This window comes from Streptomyces sp. NPDC053560, from assembly GCF_044544605.1.
Lineage (GTDB): Bacteria > Actinomycetota > Actinomycetes > Streptomycetales > Streptomycetaceae > Streptomyces.
This window is the reverse complement of sequence record NZ_JBITXI010000005.1, coordinates 347635-367477: the sequence shown is the minus strand read 5'-3', so window position 1 is coordinate 367477 and position 19843 is coordinate 347635. Positions and strand designations below refer to the sequence as shown.

13 protein-coding genes are annotated in these 19843 nt (G+C 73.7%); 10 read left to right on the top strand and 3 right to left on the bottom strand.

The window, feature by feature from the left end; all coding sequences use genetic code 11:
- Nucleotides 1-101 precede the first annotated feature (101 nt).
- The 4 genes from ACIGQF_RS14240 to ACIGQF_RS14225 all read left to right on the top strand — a co-directional run bounded on the left by ACIGQF_RS14240 (nucleotide 102) and on the right by ACIGQF_RS14225 (nucleotide 4548).
- Nucleotides 102-713 (top strand): response regulator transcription factor, encoded by a 612-nt coding sequence (locus tag ACIGQF_RS14240; protein WP_003948568.1) that lies wholly within the window; start codon nucleotides 102-104, stop codon nucleotides 711-713.
- Nucleotides 714-1086: 373 nt separating this feature from the next.
- Entirely contained in the window at nucleotides 1087-1662 is a 576-nt protein-coding gene (locus ACIGQF_RS14235; protein ID WP_399709631.1) for a sigma-70 family RNA polymerase sigma factor, read from the top strand.
- A 159-nt stretch (nucleotides 1663-1821) separates the two neighbouring features.
- On the top strand, nucleotides 1822-3321 hold the full coding sequence (guaB, locus tag ACIGQF_RS14230; protein ID WP_399709628.1) for an IMP dehydrogenase: 1500 nt from the start codon (nucleotides 1822-1824) through the stop codon (nucleotides 3319-3321).
- Between the two features lie 117 nt (nucleotides 3322-3438).
- Entirely contained in the window at nucleotides 3439-4548 is a 1110-nt protein-coding gene (locus ACIGQF_RS14225; RefSeq protein ID WP_399709625.1) for a GuaB3 family IMP dehydrogenase-related protein, read from the top strand.
- 66 nt (nucleotides 4549-4614) lie between these two features.
- Here the strand turns inward: ACIGQF_RS14225 and ACIGQF_RS14220 are convergent, their stop codons facing one another.
- Nucleotides 4615-5865, bottom strand: coding sequence for a nucleotide sugar dehydrogenase (locus ACIGQF_RS14220; RefSeq protein ID WP_399709622.1), 1251 nt, complete (start codon nucleotides 5863-5865; stop codon nucleotides 4615-4617).
- Nucleotides 5866-6077: 212 nt separating this feature from the next.
- On the opposite strand from ACIGQF_RS14220, the gene ACIGQF_RS14215 reads away from it, so the two are divergent.
- Complete coding sequence (locus ACIGQF_RS14215) at nucleotides 6078-7784, top strand: glycerol-3-phosphate dehydrogenase/oxidase (protein ID WP_399709619.1); 1707 nt, start codon at nucleotides 6078-6080, stop codon at nucleotides 7782-7784.
- 67 nt (nucleotides 7785-7851) lie between these two features.
- Here ACIGQF_RS14215 and ACIGQF_RS14210 read toward each other — a convergent pair whose 3' ends face one another.
- Nucleotides 7852-9186 carry a serine hydrolase domain-containing protein gene (locus ACIGQF_RS14210; RefSeq protein WP_399709615.1) on the bottom strand — a complete coding sequence of 445 codons (1335 nt, stop codon included), beginning with the start codon at nucleotides 9184-9186 and terminating at the stop codon, nucleotides 7852-7854.
- 179 nt (nucleotides 9187-9365) lie between these two features.
- Here ACIGQF_RS14210 and ACIGQF_RS14205 point away from each other — a divergent pair, with 179 nt between their 5' ends.
- Together ACIGQF_RS14205 and ACIGQF_RS14200 are read left to right on the top strand one after the other, a co-directional pair.
- Nucleotides 9366-11237 carry a serine/threonine-protein kinase gene (locus ACIGQF_RS14205; protein ID WP_399709612.1) on the top strand — a complete coding sequence of 624 codons (1872 nt, stop codon included), beginning with the start codon at nucleotides 9366-9368 and terminating at the stop codon, nucleotides 11235-11237.
- Between the two features lie 265 nt (nucleotides 11238-11502).
- Nucleotides 11503-14601: a serine/threonine protein kinase gene (locus ACIGQF_RS14200; protein WP_399709609.1), complete on the top strand. Its 3099-nt coding sequence runs from the start codon at nucleotides 11503-11505 to the stop codon at nucleotides 14599-14601.
- Here the strand turns inward: ACIGQF_RS14200 and ACIGQF_RS14195 are convergent.
- Nucleotides 14568-16178 carry a class I adenylate-forming enzyme family protein gene (locus ACIGQF_RS14195; protein ID WP_399709606.1) on the bottom strand — a complete coding sequence of 537 codons (1611 nt, stop codon included), beginning with the start codon at nucleotides 16176-16178 and terminating at the stop codon, nucleotides 14568-14570. The genes ACIGQF_RS14200 and ACIGQF_RS14195 overlap by 34 nt on opposite strands.
- 162 nt (nucleotides 16179-16340) lie before the next feature.
- Here ACIGQF_RS14195 and ACIGQF_RS14190 point away from each other — a divergent pair, with 162 nt between their 5' ends.
- Genes ACIGQF_RS14190 through ACIGQF_RS14180 form a run of 3 tightly spaced genes read left to right on the top strand, consistent with a single transcriptional unit; the run spans nucleotide 16341 to nucleotide 19713 of the window.
- Nucleotides 16341-17537, top strand: a complete 1197-nt coding sequence (locus tag ACIGQF_RS14190; RefSeq protein WP_362212948.1) for an amidohydrolase family protein — start codon at nucleotides 16341-16343, stop codon at nucleotides 17535-17537.
- On the top strand, nucleotides 17537-18736 hold the full coding sequence (locus ACIGQF_RS14185) for an acyl-CoA dehydrogenase family protein (RefSeq protein ID WP_399709601.1): 1200 nt from the start codon (nucleotides 17537-17539) through the stop codon (nucleotides 18734-18736). Before ACIGQF_RS14190 ends, ACIGQF_RS14185 begins: the two co-directional genes overlap by 1 nt.
- 2 nt (nucleotides 18737-18738) lie before the next feature.
- A complete protein-coding gene (locus ACIGQF_RS14180; RefSeq protein WP_399709598.1) occupies nucleotides 18739-19713 on the top strand; it encodes an acyl-CoA dehydrogenase family protein in 975 nt (324 codons plus the stop codon).
- The last annotated feature ends 130 nt before the right edge of the window (nucleotides 19714-19843 follow it).

Sequence of the window (19843 nt, the reverse complement as noted above, 5' to 3'; positions counted from 1 at the left end):
GGGACCCCCCGGGCAGGTGTCCGAGGCCGTCAATCGCACAGGTGACGATACGTACCAGCCTGGAGGCACAACGTGACGCGCATCAGCTGCGGAGGACGGCCATGACTTCCGTCCTCGTCTGCGACGACTCCCCGCTTGCCCGAGAGGCGCTCCGTCGGGCGGTTGCGACCGTCCCCGGCGTCGAGCGCGTGACGACCGCGGCCAACGGCGAGGAAGTGCTCCGCCGCTGGGGTGCCGATCGCTCGGACCTGATTCTGATGGACGTACGCATGCCGGGCCTCGGCGGTGTCGAGACCGTGCGCCGGCTGCTGTCCGCCGATCCGGGCGCCCGGATCATCATGCTCACCGTCGCGGAGGACCTCGACGGGGTGGCGCTCGCCGTCGCCGCCGGCGCCCGCGGCTATCTGCACAAGGACGCCTCGCGCGCCGAGCTGCGCGCGACCGTCACCCAGGCGCTCGCCGACCCGACCTGGCGCCTCGCCCCGCGCCGGCTGCGGTCCGCCGAGATGGGTGCGGCCCCGACGCTCACCGCGCGGGAGATCCAGGTGCTGGAGGGCATGAGCCACGGGCGGTCCAACGCCGAGATCGGGCGCGAGCTGTTCCTCTCCGAGGACACGGTCAAGACGCACGCCCGACGGCTCTTCAAGAAGCTCGGCGCCTCCGACCGCGCGCACGCCGTGGCGCTCGGCTTCCGTTGGGGCCTGGTCCGCTGAGCCGTCCGCCGCATGAGGGCACAGCGGGGCCGCGGCGCGCGCCGTCCTGACGGGGTGGCGCGTGCCACGGCCCCGCTGTGCCGCCGTCCGGCGCCGAAACCTCACGCGATGCCGCATGCTTGAGGTGTGACTCCTCCCCGGCTCCAGGGCCGGGGCTTCTCACTCGGCCAGAAGAGACCTCATGACGGACATGCCCCTGACGGTGCCGCGCGGCACCGCTGAACGCCGTGGGCGACGTCTCGGGTCCGGCATGGGCAACACCCGAAAGGGGGAGGCGTGGGACGTGAGTGCTGGCACACCGACGCATAACACTTCGGTGCACAACTACGGGGGCGATGCCGCGAACCGTGCGGCGTCAAGGCACCATGGACCGATGCGCGAGGACGGGACCCAGGAGATCGGCGGGCTCGTCGCACGTGCCGTCGAGGGGGACCGGCAGGCGACGCACGACCTCCTCGCGCACGTGCACCCGCTCGCCCTGCGCTACTGCCGTACGCGGCTCTCCAGGCTGCCCGGCGACGCGCGGCACTTTGTCGAGGACCTCGCGCAGGAGGTCTGCGTGGCGGTGCTCTGCGCGCTGCCGCGTTACCGCGACACCGGAAAGCCCTTCGAGGCGTTCGTCTTCGCCATCGCCGGCCACAAGGTCGCCGATCTGCAGCGGGCAGCCATGCGCGGCCCCGGCAGCACGGCCGTGCCCTCGGACGAGATGCCGGAGCAGCCGGACGACTCGCTCGGGCCCGAGGAGCGGGCGCTGCTCAGCAGTGACGCGGAGTGGGCCAAGCAGCTGCTGGCCAGCCTGCCGGAGAACCAGCGGGAGCTGGTGCTGCTGCGGGTGGCGGTCGGGCTGACGGCGGAGGAGACCGGGCAGATGCTGGGGATGTCGCCGGGTGCCGTACGGGTCGCGCAGCACCGCGCGCTCAGCCGGCTCCGGGCGCTCGCCGAACAGTAGGCGCCGCCGCTCCGCGTACGGAGCGGGGCGGCCTCGGCGCGCCCTGATCCGTACGTGTGAAGGTACAAAAAATGCGGGTGATCTTGCTCGTGGAATGAGCCACCGGTCATTCCCGTTAGCATGGACATCCGCACTGATCAAGGCCATTGGGAAGGTGTCATGACCAACGTCGACGGAGTGCCCGGAAAATTCGCGACACTCGGGCTGACCTACGACGATGTGCTGCTGCTGCCGGGCTCCTCGGACATGGCGCCCGATCAGATCGACACCTCCTCGTACATCTCGAAGAACGTCCGCGTGAACGTCCCGCTGCTGTCCGCGGCGATGGACAAGGTCACCGAGGCCCGGATGGCGATCGCCATGGCCCGTCAGGGCGGCGTCGGCGTGCTGCACCGCAACCTCTCCATCGAGGACCAGGCCAACCAGGTCGACCTCGTCAAGCGCTCCGAGTCCGGCATGGTCACGGACCCGATCACGGTGCACCCGGACGCGACCCTGGCCGAGGCCGACGACCTCTGCGCGCGCTTCCGCATCAGCGGCGTGCCGGTGACCGACGCGGCGGGCAAGCTGCTCGGCATCGTCACCAACCGCGACATGGCCTTCGAGACCGACCGCGGCCGCCAGGTCCGTGACGTCATGACGCCGATGCCGCTGGTCACGGGCAAGGTCGGGATCTCCGGCGTGGACGCCATGGAGCTGCTCCGCCGCCACAAGATCGAGAAGCTGCCGCTGGTCGACGACTCGGGCGTCCTCAAGGGCCTCATCACGGTCAAGGACTTCGTGAAGGCCGAGCAGTACCCGAACGCCGCCAAGGACTCCGAGGGCCGGCTGCTGGTCGGCGCCGCGGTCGGCGTCGCCGGTGACTCGTACGAGCGGGCCCAGGCACTGATCGAGTCCGGCGTGGACTTCATCGTCGTGGACACCGCGCACGGCCACTCCCGGCTGGTCGGCGACATGGTCGCCAAGATCAAGTCGAACTCCTCCGTCGACGTGGTCGGCGGCAACGTCGCCACCCGTGACGGCGCCCAGGCGCTGATCGACGCCGGCGTGGACGGCATCAAGGTCGGTGTCGGCCCCGGCTCCATCTGCACCACCCGCGTGGTCGCCGGCATCGGCGTCCCCCAGGTCACCGCGATCTACGAGGCCTCGCTCGCCGCGAAGGAGGCCGGTGTCCCGGTCATCGGCGACGGTGGCCTCCAGTACAGCGGTGACATCGCGAAGGCCCTGGTCGCGGGCGCCGACACGGTCATGCTCGGCTCGCTCCTCGCCGGCTGCGAGGAGTCCCCGGGCGAGCTGCTGTTCATCAACGGCAAGCAGTTCAAGTCCTACCGGGGCATGGGCTCGCTCGGCGCGATGCAGACCCGCGGCGACCGCAAGTCCTTCTCCAAGGACCGGTACTTCCAGGAGGGCGTCGCCTCCGACGAGAAGCTGGTGCCCGAGGGCATCGAGGGCCAGGTGCCCTACCGCGGCCCGCTCTCCTCGGTCGTCCACCAGCTCGCCGGCGGCCTGCGCCAGTCGATGTTCTACGTCGGCGGCCGCACGGTTCCGGAGCTGCAGGAGCGGGGCCGCTTCGTGCGGATCACCTCGGCGGGCCTCAAGGAGAGCCACCCGCACGACATCCAGATGACGGTCGAGGCACCGAACTACAACGCCCGCTGAGCGGGTAGGCCCGGTTCCGGGCCACACGGCTTGAGGGGGAGCCCGCGGACGCCCGTCCGCGGGCTCCTCAGCGTGTCGGGGATACTGGAACGGCAGACACAGAGGAAAGGCCACACAGTGACTGAGATCGAGATCGGGCGCGGCAAGCGCGGCCGCCGGGCGTACGCCTTCGACGACATCGCCGTCGTACCGAGTCGGCGCACCCGCGACCCGAAGGAGGTCTCGATCGCCTGGCAGATCGACGCCTACCGGTTCGAGCTGCCGTTCCTGGCCGCGCCGATGGACTCCGTGGTCTCCCCGGAGACCGCCATCCGCATCGGTGAGCTGGGCGGTCTGGGCGTTCTCAACCTGGAAGGCCTGTGGACCCGGTACGAGGACCCGGAGCCGCTGCTCGCGGAGATCGCGGAGCTGGACGAGGCCGCCGCGACCCGCCGCCTCCAGGAGATCTACGCGGCGCCGATCAAGGAAGAGCTGATCGGCCAGCGCATCAAGGAGGTGCGCGACTCCGGTGTGGTCACCGCCGCCGCGCTCTCCCCGCAGCGCACCGCCCAGTTCTCCAAGGCCGTCGTGGACGCGGGCGTGGACATCTTCGTGATCCGTGGCACCACCGTCTCGGCCGAGCACGTCTCCAGCGCCGCCGAGCCGCTGAACCTGAAGCAGTTCATCTACGAGCTGGACGTCCCGGTCATCGTCGGCGGCTGCGCGACCTACACCGCCGCGCTGCACCTGATGCGTACCGGCGCGGCGGGTGTGCTGGTGGGCTTCGGCGGCGGCGCCGCGCACACCACCCGTAACGTCCTGGGCATCCAGGTCCCGATGGCCACCGCCGTCGCGGACGTCGCGGCCGCGCGCCGTGACTACATGGACGAGTCCGGCGGCCGGTACGTGCACGTGATCGCCGACGGCGGCGTGGGCTGGTCCGGCGACCTGCCCAAGGCCATCGCCTGCGGCGCCGACGCCGTGATGATGGGCTCCCCGCTGGCCCGCGCCACCGACGCGCCGGGCCGCGGCCACCACTGGGGCATGGAGGCCGTCCACGAGGACGTGCCGCGCGGCAAGCGCATGGACCTCGGTGCCGTCGGCACGACCGAGGAGGTGCTGCTCGGCCCGTCGCACACGCCGGACGGTTCGATGAACTTCTTCGGCGCGCTGCGCCGTGCGATGGCCACGACCGGCTACTCCGACCTGAAGGAGTTCCAGCGGGTCGAGGTCACGGTGACCGCCTGATACGCGCATCCTCACGAGAGGGGTCCGGCCGCTGCGGCCGGACCCCTCTCGCATGCCCGCGGGCGTTCACAGCCGGTACGCAGCCCCCGTGGGCGTTGCTCCCCGCGTGTCCAGCAGCAGCTGCGCCTTGACCGCCAGGCCCTGGAGGTCGTACGTGCGGTGGTGCTGGAGGAGCAGGGTGAGGTCGGCGCCGGAGGCGGCCTCGTAGAGGGAGTCCGCGCGGGGCACGGGGCGGCCGTGGACGCGCCACTGGGGGACGTGCGGGTCGTGGTACGTCAGATGGGCGCCCAGCTCCAGCAGCCGGGCGGCGATCTCGCGGGCCGGTGAGCCCTCCTGGTCGGCGATGTCGGGCTTGTACGTGACGCCGAGGAGCAGGATGCGGGCGCCGCGCGCCGACTTGCCGTGCTCGTTGAGGAGGGTGGCGCAGCGCTGGATGACGTACCGGGGCATCCGCCCGTTGACCTCCTGGGCCAGTTCGACCATGCGGAGCGGGTGGCCGCCGGACGTGCGGCCCCGGCCGGCGAGGTGGTGGGGGTCGACGGGGGCCGCGTGGCCGCCGACGCCGGGCCCGGGGCGGAAGGCCTGGAAGCCGAAGGGCTTGGTCTCGGCGCAGCGGATGACGTCCCAGAGGTCCACGTCGATGTCGTGGCAGAGCACGGCCATCTCGTTCATCAGGGCGATGTTGACGTGCCGGTAGTTGGTCTCCAGGAGGCCGGCGGTCTCGGCTTCCTTGGGCCCGCGGGCGCGGACGACCTTGTCAGTGAGCCGGCCGTAGAAGGCGGCGGCGGCTTCGGTGCAGGCGGGGGTGAGGCCGCCGATGACCTTCGGGGTGTTGGCGTGCCCGTAGCGGCGGTTGCCGGGGTCGTACCGGGCGGGGGAGCAGGCGAGGTGGAAGTCGCGCCCCGCGGTGAGGCCGGAGCCCGCTTCGAGGAGCGGCCGGAGGAATTCCTCGGTGGTACCGGGGTACCCCGCCGACTCAAGGATCACCGTGGTGTGGGGGCGCAGATGTGCGGCGAGGGTGCGGGCGGCGTCGGCCACCGCGTGCAGGTCCAGGGCGCGGTCCTCGCCGAGCGGGGTCGGGGCGCAGATGACCGCCGTACGGACCCGGCCGAGCGCGGCGGGGTCGGTGGTGGTGCGGAAGCCGGCGGTGAGCAGCCGGCGCACTTCGGTGGGGGAGAGCGGGCCGTCGGCGCCGAGCGCCGCGGCCGTGTGCGGTTCGGGGGCGTATCCGATGGTGCCGAGGCCGGCGGCGACGGCGGCCTGGGCGAGGGGGAGGCCGATGTGGCCGAGTCCGATGACGGCGAGGTCTGCGGGCATGCTGCTGGCCGTCCTTCCCGAGCGATTCCAGGTGACGCATAAGTAGACTAAGCCGACATTTGACCCAGACTGGGGATTGGTGGATCAAGGGTGCGGAGTGGCGTCTTCCCACCCAGTCAGCGCGCGGAGGGTGGCTGGCCCCGTCACCTCCGGACAGAATCGACTACGGGGTGTGGCAGCGATCACAGCACCGACCGAAGCGGGAGGCAGTGGTGAGGACAGCGACACTGGGACCGGCCGAGCGCGCCGGAGCACTGGCACGGATGGCGGAACGCGAGCTGGACGTGCTGGTCATCGGCGGCGGAGTCGTCGGCGCGGGCACCGCTCTGGACGCGGTGACACGCGGACTGTCCACCGGCCTGGTCGAGGCGCGGGACTGGGCCTCGGGCACGTCATCGCGCTCCAGCAAGCTGATCCACGGAGGGTTGCGCTATCTGGAGATGCTGGACTTCGCGCTGGTACGGGAGGCGCTGAAGGAACGCGGGCTGCTGCTGGAGCGGATCGCGCCGCATCTGGTGAAGCCGGTGCCGTTCCTCTATCCGCTCCAGCACAAGGGCTGGGAGCGCTGGTACGCCGGGACCGGCGTGGTGATGTACGACGCGATGTCGCTCTCCTCGGGGCACGGCCGGGGGCTGCCGGCCCACCGCCATCTCACCCGTTCCGGCGCGCTGCGGGTGGCGCCCTGCCTGAAGAAGGACGCGCTGGTCGGCGCATTGCAGTACTACGACGCCCAGATGGATGACGCCCGGTACGTCGCCACCATCGTGCGCACCGCGTCCGCGTACGGCGCCGCGGTCGCCAACCGGGCCCGGGTCATCGGCTTCCTCCGCGAGGGCGAGCGGGTGGTCGGCGCGCGCGTGCAGGACGTGGAGGCCGGCGGCGAGTACGAGGTGCGCGCCCGGCAGATCGTCAACGCCACGGGCGTGTGGACCGACGACACCCAGGGGCTGATCAACGAGCGCGGCCAGTTCCACGTCCGCGCCTCCAAGGGCATCCACCTGGTCGTGCCGAAGGACCGCATCCACTCCACCACCGGGCTGATCCTGCGCACGGAGAAGAGCGTGCTGTTCGTCATCCCCTGGGGACGGCACTGGATCGTGGGCACCACCGACACCGACTGGGACCTGGACAAGGCGCACCCGGCCGCCTCCAGCGCCGACATCGACTACCTCCTGGAGCATGTGAACGCGGTCCTCGCGACCCCGCTGACCAGGGACGACGTCGAGGGCGTCTACGCGGGCCTGCGGCCGCTGCTGGCGGGCGAGTCGGACGCGACGAGCAAGCTGTCCCGCGAGCACACCGTCGCGCACCCCGTACCGGGCCTGGTCGTGGTCGCGGGCGGCAAGTACACGACGTACCGGGTCATGGCCAAGGACGCGGTGGACGAGGCGGTGCACGGGCTGGACCAGCGGGTCGCGGACTGCGTCACCGAGGACGTCCCGCTGGTCGGCGCGGAGGGGTACAAGGCGCTGTGGAACGCGCGGGCGCACATCGCGGCGCGCACCGGCCTGCATGTCGCCCGCATAGAGCACCTGCTGAACCGCTACGGCTCGCTCGCGGAGGAGGTGCTGGCGCTGATCACCGAGGACCCGTCGCTCGGCGCGCCGCTGGCCGCCGCCGACGACTACCTCCGTGCCGAGGTCGTCTACGCCTGCACCCACGAGGGCGCCCGGCACCTGGACGACGTGCTGACCCGGCGCACCCGGATCTCCATCGAGACCTTCGACCGGGGCACCCGCAGCGCGCGCGAGGTCGCCGAGCTGATGGCGCCGGCGCTGGGCTGGGACCAGGACCAGGTCGACCGGGAGATCGAGCACTACGAGAAGCGCGTGGAGGCCGAGCGCGAGTCCCAGCGGCAGCCGGACGACCTGACGGCGGACGCGGCCCGGCTCGGCGCGCCGGACATCGTGCCGCGATGAGCGCGCGCCGGGGGCGGTGTCCGGTGATGGGTGACCACCACCGGACACCGCCCCCGGCGCGCGGACGTCAGGCGCGCGGGCAGAACTCCGCCGTCAGCAGGTCGTGGATGCGCCGGGGCGTGTCCGGCTGATCCGTGTTCAGCCGGAAGGTCAGCACGTGCTGCCCGTCCGGGGTGGCCGCCGTCTGCGCATACGAACCGTTGATGTCGCCGTCGTGGCCCCAGACCGTGACGCCGCACGACAGCCGCGTGCCGTACAGGCCCAGCCCGTACACCCCGTCCGTGTCCTCCTCGTCCCGCATCTGGGCGAGCTGACGGGGCGGCAGCAGCCGGCCGCCGAGCAGCGACGAGAAGAAACGGTTCAGGTCGCCGAGCGTCGTGACCAGCTCGCCCGCCGCGCCCGCCCGGCTGGGGTCCAGCGCCGTGCTGTCCACCCGCTCCGTCCCCACCTGGGAGTAGCCGCGCCCGTACGGCCGCGGCAGGCGCGGGTCGGTCCCGGGGAAGGACGTGCCCGACAGGCCCAGCGGGGCGATGATCCGCTGCCGCGCCTCAGCGGCGTACGTGTGTCCGGTGACCGCCTCGATGATCTGCCCCAGTACGAGGTAGTTGGTGTTGGAGTAGGCGTACCGCGCGCCGGGCGCGTCCGCCGGGGCGTGGGACAGCGCGATCCGGAGCAGTTCGTCCGGGGTGTACGTGTCGTAGCGGTGGGCCGTGAAACCGGCGCCGCGCAGCTCCGCCGACAGCTCCGGGTCGACGGTGTAGTTGTACAGGCCGCTGGTGTGGTCCAGCAGTTCGCGGACGGTGATGCCGCGCGGGTCCGTGGCGCCGGGCGCGAGTCCGGGCAGCAGCCGGCCGACGGTGTCGTCCAGGGAGAGCCGGTGCTCGGCGGTCAGCTGGAGCACGACCGTGGCGATGAAGGTCTTGGTCAGGCTGCCGGCGCGGAAGTGGTCGGCGGGGGTGATGCGCCGGTCGGTCCGCACGTCCGACACGCCCGCCGCGGTGAATCGCGAGGCGTACCGGTGTCCGTCACGGGTCGTCAGCGCGGCGGCCCCCGGCGCCTCGCCCGCGGCCAGCGCGCGGACGGCCCGGGCCGTCGCGGGCTTCGGCGGCCGCGCGGTGTGCCGCGGCCCGGCCGGCGGTCCGGGTGTGTGCCGGGTACGGGGCGGCGTGGCCCGGCCGGGAGCGGATTTCTTCGGGCTGGGGCGCGGCGTACGGGCCGCGGGCGGCGGTGCGGCCGCGCCGGGGCCCGGCCGTGCCCCGGCGGGGGACCGTGCGCCGGGCGCGTCCGGCGAGGCGGTGTGCGCCGGGGCACGGTGGTGGGCGGCACATCCGGCCACGAGAAGCACGCCGAAGGCAGCCGTCAGCGCTGCCGCGCGGCTAAAATTCACGGATCGCAAGGTCAATCGGGACTCCCGGTCGTCGGGCCCATCATGACGGGTGCCCAGCGCAAACTCCTGCTGGACCCGGGCCTTCCCCACCGCCACGGATGAGGGAGAATGAAGGCTCTGCCAGGGTGGGTTGTCCGAGTTGGGGCAGTTTGGTGTTGAGGTTGCCAACTCGGCTGGATTGCAGAGGGGATTCAGTGGGCGACGAGGACGCCAAGAGCGCCAAGGACGGCGAGCCGGGCCGGCTGCTCGCCGGCCGTTACCGGCTGGCCGATGTCCTCGGCCGGGGTGGCATGGGGACGGTCTGGCGGGCGCGGGACGAGGTCCTCGGTCGCACGGTCGCGGTCAAGGAGCTGCGCTTCCCGGGCGGGGTCGAGGAGGACGAGAAGCGCCGCCTGATCACCCGTACGCTGCGCGAGGCCAAGGCCATTGCCCGGATCCGCAACAACGGCGCGGTCACGGTCTACGACGTGGTCGACGAGGACGACCGCCCGTGGATCGTCATGGAGCTGGTCGAGGGCCGCTCGCTCGCCGAGGTCATCCGCGACGACGGCGCGCTCACCCCGCGCCGCGCCGCCGAGGTCGGCCTCGCCGTCCTCGACGTGCTGTGCGCCGCGCACCGCGAGGGCATCCTGCACCGCGACGTGAAGCCGTCCAACGTCCTGATCGCCGAGGACGGCCGGGTCGTGCTCACCGACTTCGGCATCGCCCAGGTCGAGGGCGACCCCTCGGTCACCTCCACCGGCATGCTCGTCGGCGCGCCCTCGTACATCGCGCCGGAGCGCGCCCGTGGCCAGAAGCCCGGCCCGCCGTCCGACCTGTGGTCGCTGGGCGGCCTGCTGTACGCCTGCGTCGAGGGCGTGCCCCCGTACGACAAGGGTTCGGCGATCGCCACCCTGACCGCGGTGATGACCGAGCCGGTGGACCCGCCGAAGAACGCCGCCGGACTCGAAGAGGTCATCTACGGGCTGCTGGTGAAGGACCCGGCGCAGCGGCTGTCGGACGAGGCCGCCCGCGCGCTGCTGACGGACGCCGTCAACGCACCCGAGGACACCGGCCCCAAGCCGCCCGAGAAGCCCGCCGAGGCGACGCGCATGATGGCGCTGCCGCCGAAGCCCGCGGCGCCGCCGAGACCCGCCGCCGCGTCCGCGGGCGCGGCCGCCGAGCCGGCCAGGGAGCGGATGCGCGGCGCCTTGAAGTCGGTGCGCAACGCCGCGACGGCCGCCGCCGCGACCCGTTCCGAGCCGGCGTCCGGTGGGGCGCCCGCGTCCGGCCGCGCGTCGACGGGTGTCGGCCGGGCCTCGCTGACCGACGTCGTACCGAAGCGCACGCTCGTCATCGTCGCGGTGGTCGCCGTCCTCGCGGTGCTCGGCACGGTGCTCGCCTTCGCGCTGAGCGGCGGGGACGACACGGGCAACAAGGGCGCGGCCGAGGGGAAGAAGAGCGCCGACGCGGCCCCCGCGTCCTCCGACGGGCCGAAGAGCGACGGCAAGGCGAGCCCGGAGACCGGCAGCGCCTCGCCGGACGGGTCGGCGAGCAGCGAGCCGGCGGGCGACGAGGACGAGCCGGACGAGGACGAGCCCGACGAGAACGAGAGCGACGGCAAGGACGTCCCGGCGGGCTTCGAGAACATCTCCAACGGCCGGTTCCACTTCTCGATGGCGATGCCGAAGGGGTGGAAGCAGACCGCCACGGCGGGGCAGGGCTCGGGCGCCATATACAGCGCGTCCGGCGGGTTCCCGCGCATTCAGGTCGATTACAACCCCAAGCCGACGGACGACGCGGCGGCGGCCTGGCGGAGCCTGGAGCCCGCGGTGCGCGGCAGCAGCTCCGGCTACCACCTCATCGGCATCAAGAAGGCCGACTGGCGGAACTACCCGACCGTCGCCGACTGGTCGTTCACCCGTGAGCAGCACGGTCAGAAGGTGCGCGTGCTGAACCGCGGCTTCAAGGCCGACGGCGACCACGGCTACGCCATCATGCTCTCCTGCAAGGCGGGCACCTGGTCGGACAAGCAGTGCCGGCAGCTCCGGGAGACCGCGTTCCGCACCTTCGAGGTGAAGGACTGATCCCTCCTGTGAGGGACTGACCCTTCCGTTTCGTATGTGACGCCGGTCCGCACCCGCCCCCATGGCAGAAAGCTGCCGGGGCGGGTGAGGACTGTTGCGCCGAGCGGTCCCCAGGCGCACCCGGGACACGTATCGTGGCACCGCATAGACCGTAGGCAGCCGTAAATCGGCAGTATTGCGACCGGAACTGACCACGGACCGCTTTGCCGGGGGGTAGGAACGGTCCGTCAGGCGGCCGCGGGATCGCGCGCACTGGGGAGGCGTCGTGGACGAGTACGCGGGGCGAGTGCTCGCCGAGCGCTACCGCCTTCCGGTGCCGCCGCCGGACGCGCCCGAGCCGTCCCTGGTCCGCGCGCTGGACACGCACAGCGGGCAGGAGGTGCTGGTCCGTCAGGTCCCGCTCCCCGAGGTCGTGGACGCGGAGCTGGTCGACGAGTACGACGCGGACGGCGGGTACGGCCGGGGGTACGGTGCCGGGGGCGGCAGCCGGGGCCGGCGTACCGGGCCGGGCGCGGGCGCCGGGTACGGCGCGGGCTCGCGGGCCGACCGCGATCCGTCCGACCCCGTGGTGCGGCGCGCCGTGGAGGCCGCGACGGCCGCCGCGCGCCTCCCCGACCACCCCCGGCTCGACCAGGTCTTCGACGTCTTCGCGCAGGACGGCAGCCTGTGGATCGTCAGCGAACGGATCCCCGCGCGGCCGCTGTCCTCGCTGCTCGCCGAGGGGACGCTGTCCCCGCACCGCGCGGCGGAGATCGCCGCCGACGTCCTCACCGCCCTGCGCGCCCTGCACGCGCACGGCTGGACGCACCGCAACATCACCCCGCGCACGGTCCTGGTCTGCGACGACGGCCGGGTGGTCCTCACCGGCCTGGCCGCCGGCGCCGCGGAAGAAGCCCTGTGCGGATACGACCCGGTACCGCGCGAGCCGGCCAGGCGCGAGCCGGCCAGGCGTGAGTCGGCCCCGCGTGAGTCGGCCCCGCGTGAGTCGTCCCCGCCCCCGGGCGCCGTCCACCCGGGGGTCGTACGGGAGTGGCGCGCCGGGGGCGGCGGAGGGGCGGGCGCGGGCGCTTCCCGGGGTGCCGGAGCGTCCGAAGGCGCGGGCGCGGGCGCTTCCGGGGGCGCTTCCGGAGTGCCGGGGCCGCGGGTGTCGGCGGCGGAAGGGGCGGGACGCGGTGGGGTGACGCGGGCCGTGCCGGAGGCGGGACAGCAGCCGGGTCGTGAGCCGGGCCGTGGGGCCGAGGACGATCCGCGGCGGGCGCGGGCCGGGGCGATCGCCGCCTACCGGGCCGGGGCCAGGGCCGCGGCCGCACGTACCGCGCACGACGCGCACGCGGCGTACCGGCCCGACCGGGGCGGCGCAGCGCCCGAAGGCGGTCGCCCGCACGACCAGGATCCGGAACAGGGCGGGAGCCGGGAGGGCGCTCGGGGAAACCGTTCCGCCGCCCAGCCGGGTGCGCCCACCGCTCCGCCGGGAGCCCCGGCCGCCCCGCCGGGTGCGCTTCCGCCGGGTCCCCCCGGCGTGCCGCAGCGTCGGCCGGGCCCGCCCGGTCAGCCTGCCGCGCCGCAGGGCCGCCCCGCGGGGGCTCCGCCCGCCTCTCCGCAGTTGCCGCCCGGCCCGCCGGGGGTGCCGCGCCGGGGGCAGCCGGGAGGTGATCGGCGGCAGGGGAGCGGGACGCCGCCCGCCGCGCGGCAGTCGGCCCCGCCCGGCAGCGCCACGTACGGCGGCGGCCTGCCGGGCCCGACACGCCGCCCCCAGGGCGGCACGCACGCACTGCCCCCGGGCGCCGTTCCCGCGCCGGGTGTCGGTCCCGGGTCGGCTGCCGTTCCCGGGCCGCGCGCCGGTGTGCCGAACGGCTCGCGGCCGGGCACGGACACCGGTGTGTACTCGGGCGGGTACTCCGGCGCGAGCACCGGTGGGTACTCCGGTGCCGGTGCCGGCTCCGGGAGTGGGCTGGCGGCCGAGCGGGCGCGGCAGGCGCGGATCACCATGGTCGGCGCGGTCACCGAACGCTGGGCGCCCGAACAGGCGGGTCCCGTGCACGCCCACTGGCAGCTCGCGCCGCCCGTAGGTCCGGCCACCGACCTCTGGGCGCTCGGTGCCCTGCTGTTCCGCAGCGTGCAGGGCCACGCCCCGTACCCGGAGGACAGCGCCGCCGAACTGGTTCAGCTGGTGTGCTCACGCGCCCCCGCGCATGCCGAGGAGTGCGGCGCGCTGCGCCCGGTGGTGGAGTCGCTGCTGCGCCAGGACCCGACCGACCGGCCGGACTTCGAGGAGCTGCGCGGCTGGCTCAGCTCACTGGTCCGTACGGCCCCGGAGCCGGACGCCGGCCACGCCGTGGTGACCGTGCCCGCACTCGGGCCGAGCGGCGATCCGCGCCGGCTGCCGATCGTCCGGCGCCGCGGCGAGCTCGTACGCCGCGGCCGGCACAAGAAGCCGCGTCCGGGCCGGGAGCGCCCGCACAAGCCCGCGGCCCGCGCGGCCCGGCCCGCGCCGCCGCCTCCCGTGCGCTCCGCCCCCGCGCCCCCGCCACCCCCGCCGCACCACTACGAAGGCTTCCGCGAGCACGACGGCGTTCGTGACCACGACGGCTTCCGTGACCACGACAGCCCCCGTGCCCCCGACCGCGGGCGGCAGCGGGAGCCGCAGGCGGGCCGGGACCGCGCGCCCCGCGGCGGCCCCCGGCGGCTGGGCATGCTGCTGCTCGGCCTCGTCCTGCTGCTGGTCGTCGGGGCTGTGCTGATCGCCGTGCTGTTCCTGCCCGGTTCCGGCTCGGACGCGGGCGCCTCGGGGGGCGCGCGGAGCGCCGGCCCCAGCGGTGCCGCGACCGGCGCGCCCGCGCCCGACCCGGCGCGGTCGCAGCCGGAGGGCACGGACTCAGGGAGCAGTCACTCGCAGACCACGGCCCCGGCGGGCCTCGCCGACGGCTTCGAGATGCGCGACGACCCCGAGGGCTTCCGAATCGCCGTGCACAAGGGCTGGCAGCGGCAGGCCAAGAACGGCAAGGGCCAGGTGCGGTACACGAAGGGCGACTTCACGCTGATCGTGGTGCCGGGCCGGGACACCGCGAAGCGGTTCGGCTCCGACCCGATGGCGTACCAGCAGGACAAGGAGGCAGAGCTGGCGCCGTTCCGGGACGCGAGCTGGACCTCGACCTCGGGGCTGCGGCGTACCGACGTCGGCCGCACGGCCATGGCCGAGGGCACGTTCACCTGGGGCGAGGACAGCAACGCCGCGACGTACGCACGCAATCTGGCGCTGCTGGACGGCGGCCGCTACCACCTTGTGCTGGTCATCGGCCCGGACCGCGACCGGGCCGAGGTGGACCGCTGCTACGAGCAGGCGTCCACGTCCTTCCGCCCCTGAGGCGCGGAGCCTCTGCCGTCCGAGGGCGTCCCAGGCCCCGGCGCCCCGCCCCCGCCCGGTGCCCCGCCCGCGCCCGGCGTGAAGCGGGCGCGCAGCTCGCCCTTGAGCACCTTGCGCAGCGTCGCGCCCCGGGGGAGCGCGTCCACCACCTCGACCCGTTCGGGCACCTTGTGCGGGGCGAGTCCGCGCCCCCGTAGCCACGCGCCCAGCGTCTCCGGTGTCATCGCCCCGGCGCCGTCCCGCTGTTCGACGACCGCGCACACCAGCTCCCCGCGCCCGGCGTCCGGCAGTCCGATGACGGCCGCGTCCCGGAGGTCCGGATGGCGCTGGAGCAGGTCCTCGATCTCGCGCGCCGAGACGTTCTCGCCCTTGCGGATGATGATGTCCTTCAGCCGCCCGGTGACGACCAGGTGACCCTCGGGGGTGAGGCGTCCGAGGTCCCCGGTGGGCAGGAACCCGTCGGCGTCGAAGGGGTCGGGTTCGCCGAGGTATCCCTGGCACACGGCAGGGCCCCGCAGCCGGATCTCCCCGTCGGGGCCGATGCGGATCTCCATGCCGGCCGGCGGGCGGCCGTCGGTCGTGGCGAGGTGCGCGTCGCTGTCCAGCGGGTCGCCCATCGTGACCATCGGGGCCTCGGTCAGCGCGTACCCGTGGGTGAGGGCGCATCCCAGCTCGCGGACGACGTCGTCGTACAGCCCGGGTGGTTTGGGCGCGCCGCCGCCCGCCAACAGGCGCAGCGCGGGGAGCAGCGGCCCGGCCGCGGACCGCTGCCGCTGTGCGTCGAGGAAGAGCTGGTAGAACGCGGTGGAGCCGCCGGCGACGGTGACCCCGTGCCGGCGGTAGGCGGCGAGCGCTTCGGGGAGCGCGAAGTGTTCGAAGAGGACGGCCGGGATGCCGTACCGGAGCAGCATCACGGTGTAGTCGGGGCCCGCGACGTGCGCGTACGGGAACGCCATCGAGCCGATGTCGCGGGTGGTGAGGCGCAGCGCGCGCCCGAGGTCGGTGCCGGCCGTGAGCAGTGCGCGGTCGCAGTGGAGCACGCCCTTCGGGCCCGCTGTGGTGCCGGAGGTCCAGTAGATCCAGCGGGTCTCGCCGGCGTCGGCGGGCGGTGGCGGCAGCCGGGCGGGGTCGCCGTCGGGCAGCGCCGCGTACACGTCGAGGACGGTGAGAGGGCCGGGCAGCCGCTCGGCGGCGCGGCGGGCCATGGCGGTGTGGTCGACGCCGCGCCGGGTGCCGGGCGAGAGGAAGAACTCCGCGGCGGTGCGGCGCAGTACGTGGGCGACCTCGCGGTCCCGGTAGAGCGGCACGACCGGGCTCTGCACCGCGCCGATCCGGGCCAGCGCGAGGGTGACCAGGACCGTCTCGATGCGGGTCGGGAGCTGCCAGACGACCCGGCTGCCGGGGCGTACGCCCCGCGCGTACAGCCCGGCCGCGACCCTTTCCGCGCGGGCGTGCAGCGCGCCGAAGGTGAGGCGTATGTCGTCCTCGGGAGCGCCGTCCGCCTGGATGAGCGCGGTGGCGTCCGGGCTCCGTCCTGCGCGGTGCACGACCAGGTCCCAGAGCGTCTCGCCGGCCATACGCCCTCCCGCACCATAACTGACGGACCATCAGATATATCCGGGAGCGTAAGGGCCTGCGCCTTGTCGGTCCAGGGGGTCGGGGCTAGCCTGCATCCGACAGTCATCTGACGGTCCATCAGAAATGGACGACGGTCCATCGGAAAAGGACAGGGGACTGCGATGGAGCTACCGCGCATCATCAGCGTCGACGACCACGTCATCGAACCCGCGCACCTCTTCGGGACCTGGCTGCCGAAGAAGTACCGGGACCGCGGGCCCAGGCCGCTGACCGCGGGCATCGGCGAGCTGGAGTACGTGGGCGGCAAGTACGTCATCACCATGGACCCCGAAGGGCCGCCCACCGACTGGTGGATCTACGAGGACCTGAAGTTCCCGTACAAGCGCAACATCGCCGCCGTCGGCTTCGACCGCGACGACATGACCCTGGAGGGCATCACCCGCGCCGAGATGCGCCCCGGCTGCTGGGACCCGGCCGAACGGCTGAAGGACATGGACCTCAACCACGTCGAGGCGTCCCTGTGCTTCCCGACCTTCCCCCGCTTCTGCGGCCAGACCTTCGCGGAGGCGCACGACAAGGAGGTCGCGCTGGCCTGCGTGCGGGCGTACAACGACTGGATGGTCGAGGAGTGGTGCGGCGACAGCGGCGGCCGGCTGATCCCGCTGTGCATCATCCCGCTCTGGGACATCGACCTGGCCGTCGCCGAGATCCGCCGCAACGCCGCGCGCGGGGTACGGGCCGTGACCTTCAGCGAGATCCCCACCCACCTCGGCCTGCCGTCCATCCACAGCGGCTACTGGGACCCCTTCTTCGCCGTCTGCGAGGAGACCGGCACGGTCGTCAACATGCACATCGGGTCCAGCTCCCAGATGCCCGCCGCCTCCCCCGACGCGCCGCCCGCCGTCCAGGCCTCGCTGTCCTTCAACAACGCGATGGCCTCGATGATGGACTTCCTCTTCAGCGGCGTCCTGGTGCGGTTCCCCCGGCTGAAGCTCGCCTACAGCGAGGGCCAGATGGGCTGGATCCCGTACGCGCTGGAACGGGCCGACGACGTGTGGGAGGAGCACCGGGCCTGGGGCGGGGTGCGCGACCTGATCCCCGAACCGCCCTCCACGTACTACTACCGGCAGATCTTCTGCTGCTTCTTCCGCGACAAGCACGGCGTCGCCTCGCTGGACGCGGTCGGCCGGGACAACGCGACCTTCGAGACGGACTACCCGCACGTGGATTCGACCTTCCCGCACACGAAGGAGGTCGCGCTCGACCACGTGAAGGGGCTGGACGACGAGACCACGTACAAGCTGATGCGGGGGAACGCCATCCGGATGCTGGACCTGGACCTCGACCGGGCCCGCTGATGGACCTCACGTACACGGCCGAGGAGGAGGACTTCCGGGCCCGGCTGCGGGAGTGGCTGTCCGAGGTGCTGCCGAAGCTGCCCCCGAAGCCCGCGGCGACCGACTGGCCCGGCCGCCGCGCCTACGACACGGCCTGGCAGCGGGCGCTGTACGACGCCGGATACGCGGGGCTGCACTGGCCCGCCGACGCCGGCGGGCGGGGCGCGACGCCCACCCAGCACCTGATCTTCCTGGAGGAGACCGAACGCGCGGGCGCGCCGTACGTGGGGGCCAACTTCGTCGGCCTGCTGCACGCCGGGCCCACCCTCGCCGCCGAGGGCACGGCGGAGCAGCGCGCCCGCTGGCTGCCGCCGATCCTGCGCGGCGAGGAGATCTGGTGCCAGGGGTTCAGCGAGCCGGAGGCCGGGTCCGACCTGGCGGCGCTGCGCACGAAGGCGGTGCGGGACGGCGACTCCTATGTGGTCAGCGGCAGCAAGATCTGGACCTCGCACGCCGAGGTCGCCGACTGGTGCGAGCTGCTGGTCCGCACCGACTCCGAAGCGCCCCGGCACCGCGGCATCAGCTGGCTCGCGATGCCCATGGACGCGCCCGGCATCACCGTGCGGCCGCTGCGCACGCTCGCCGGGTCGGCGGAGTTCGCCGAGGTCTTCCTCGACGAGGTGCGGGTGCCGGTCGCCAACCGCGTGGGGGCCGAGAACGACGGCTGGCGGGTGACGATGGTGACCCTCTCCTTCGAGCGCGGCACCGCCTTCGTCGGCGAGGTGGTCGCCTGCCATCGGGTGCTCGCCGCGCTGGCCCGTAAGGCACGCGAGAACGGCCGCTGGGACGACGCGGTGCTGCGGCGCAGGCTGGGGCGGCTGGCCGCGGAGTTCGCCGCGCTGTGGCGGCTCACGCAGTGGAACGTCAGCGAGGCCGTGCGGGCCACCGGCGACGGCCGGGCGGCGAAGCCGGGGGCCCGGGGCGGCGGCGGAGGCGTGCCCGGCACCGGCGGCTCCGTCTTCAAGCTGCGGTTCTCGCACGCGCGCCAGGAGCTGTACGACGCGGCCGCCGAGGTGCTGGGCGCCGGGGCGCTCGACGCGGACCAGGAGTGGGTCGCCGACCGGCTCTCGTCCCTCTCGTACACGATCGCGGCCGGTACCTCGCAGATCCAGCGGAACATCGTCGCCGAGCGGATCCTCGGCCTCCCGAAAGGACGCTGACCGTGGACTTCCACCTCTCCGACGATCAACGGGCGCTGCGCGCGGGCGTGCGCGAGCTGCTGGCCGGGCGGTTCCCCCCGGAGCGGCTGCGGGCGGCGGTCGACGCGTACGAGGCGGCCGGTACCGGGCCCGTGCTGGACCGCGGCCTGTGGCGCGAGCTGGCCGGCGCGGGCTTCTTCTCGCTGCTGCTGTCCGAGGCGGCGGGCGGCGCCGGGCTCGGGCCGCAGGAAGCGGTGCTGGTCATGGAGGAGGCCGGCCGGGCGCTGCTGCCGGGGCCGCTGGTGGCGGGGGTGCTGCTGGCGGGCGCCGTGGACGGGGCGGCGGCCGGCGAGCGGATCGCGGGGCTGTGCGACGCGACGGCGGCCCCCGTGCTGTGGGAACACCCGGCCGACTGCGACGAGGTGATCGTGGTGGGCGCCGACGCCGCCCACCGGTGTGCGGCCGGGGAGCTGCGGACCGCGTCGGTGCGCTCGGTCGACCCGCTCACGCCCCTCGCCCGGGTCCTCGACCGCCCGCCCGGCGTGCCGTACGAGGTGGACGTCCCCCGGCTCCGCCGTGACGCCGCGCTGCTGACCGCCGCGCAGCAGCTGGGCGGCGCCGTGCGCGCCCTGGAGGCGGCGGTGGCGTACGCGGGGCAGCGGGAGCAGTTCGGGGCGCCGATCGGCTCCTTCCAGGCGGTCAAGCACCTGTGCGCGGAGATGCTGGTACGGGTGGAGATCGCCCGGAGCGCCGTCTACGCGGCATCCGTCACCGGGGATCCGGCGGAGGTGGCGGGCGCGAAGCTGCTCGCCGACGAGGCCGCCACGGACAATGCCCGGGACTGCCTTCAGGTGCACGGCGGGACGGGATTCACCTGGGAGGCGGACGTACATCTCGCACTGAAGCGCGCATGGCTGCGCGCGGAGGCCTGGCAGACGGCCGCGGACGGGGCGGAGCTGCTGGCCGGGGCGCTGACCGACGGGCATATCGCTCTGTGACCGACGTTGGGTGGAATGTCGGACTCCGCACGCATGAGCGGTCACACAGCGTCGATATCGGGTTGTGTCCTTCGCGTGACTCGTTACGCGGGGGAGTCGGCATGACGCTCGGGTACGCTCGCTCGGGTGC

Bases quoted from the DNA above. Each gene is read 5' to 3' on its own strand.
- ACIGQF_RS14240 (WP_003948568.1), top strand. From the start codon at position 102: ATGACTTCCGTCCTCGTCTGCGACGACTCCCCGCTTGCCCGAGAGGCG.
- ACIGQF_RS14235 (WP_399709631.1), top strand. From the start codon at position 1,087: ATGCGCGAGGACGGGACCCAGGAGATCGGCGGGCTCGTCGCACGTGCC.
- guaB (WP_399709628.1), top strand. From the start codon at position 1,822: ATGACCAACGTCGACGGAGTGCCCGGAAAATTCGCGACACTCGGGCTG.
- ACIGQF_RS14220 (WP_399709622.1), bottom strand. From the start codon at position 5,865: ATGCCCGCAGACCTCGCCGTCATCGGACTCGGCCACATCGGCCTCCCC.
- ACIGQF_RS14195 (WP_399709606.1), bottom strand. From the start codon at position 16,178: ATGGCCGGCGAGACGCTCTGGGACCTGGTCGTGCACCGCGCAGGACGG.
- ACIGQF_RS14190 (WP_362212948.1), top strand. From the start codon at position 16,341: ATGGAGCTACCGCGCATCATCAGCGTCGACGACCACGTCATCGAACCC.
- ACIGQF_RS14185 (WP_399709601.1), top strand. From the start codon at position 17,537: ATGGACCTCACGTACACGGCCGAGGAGGAGGACTTCCGGGCCCGGCTG.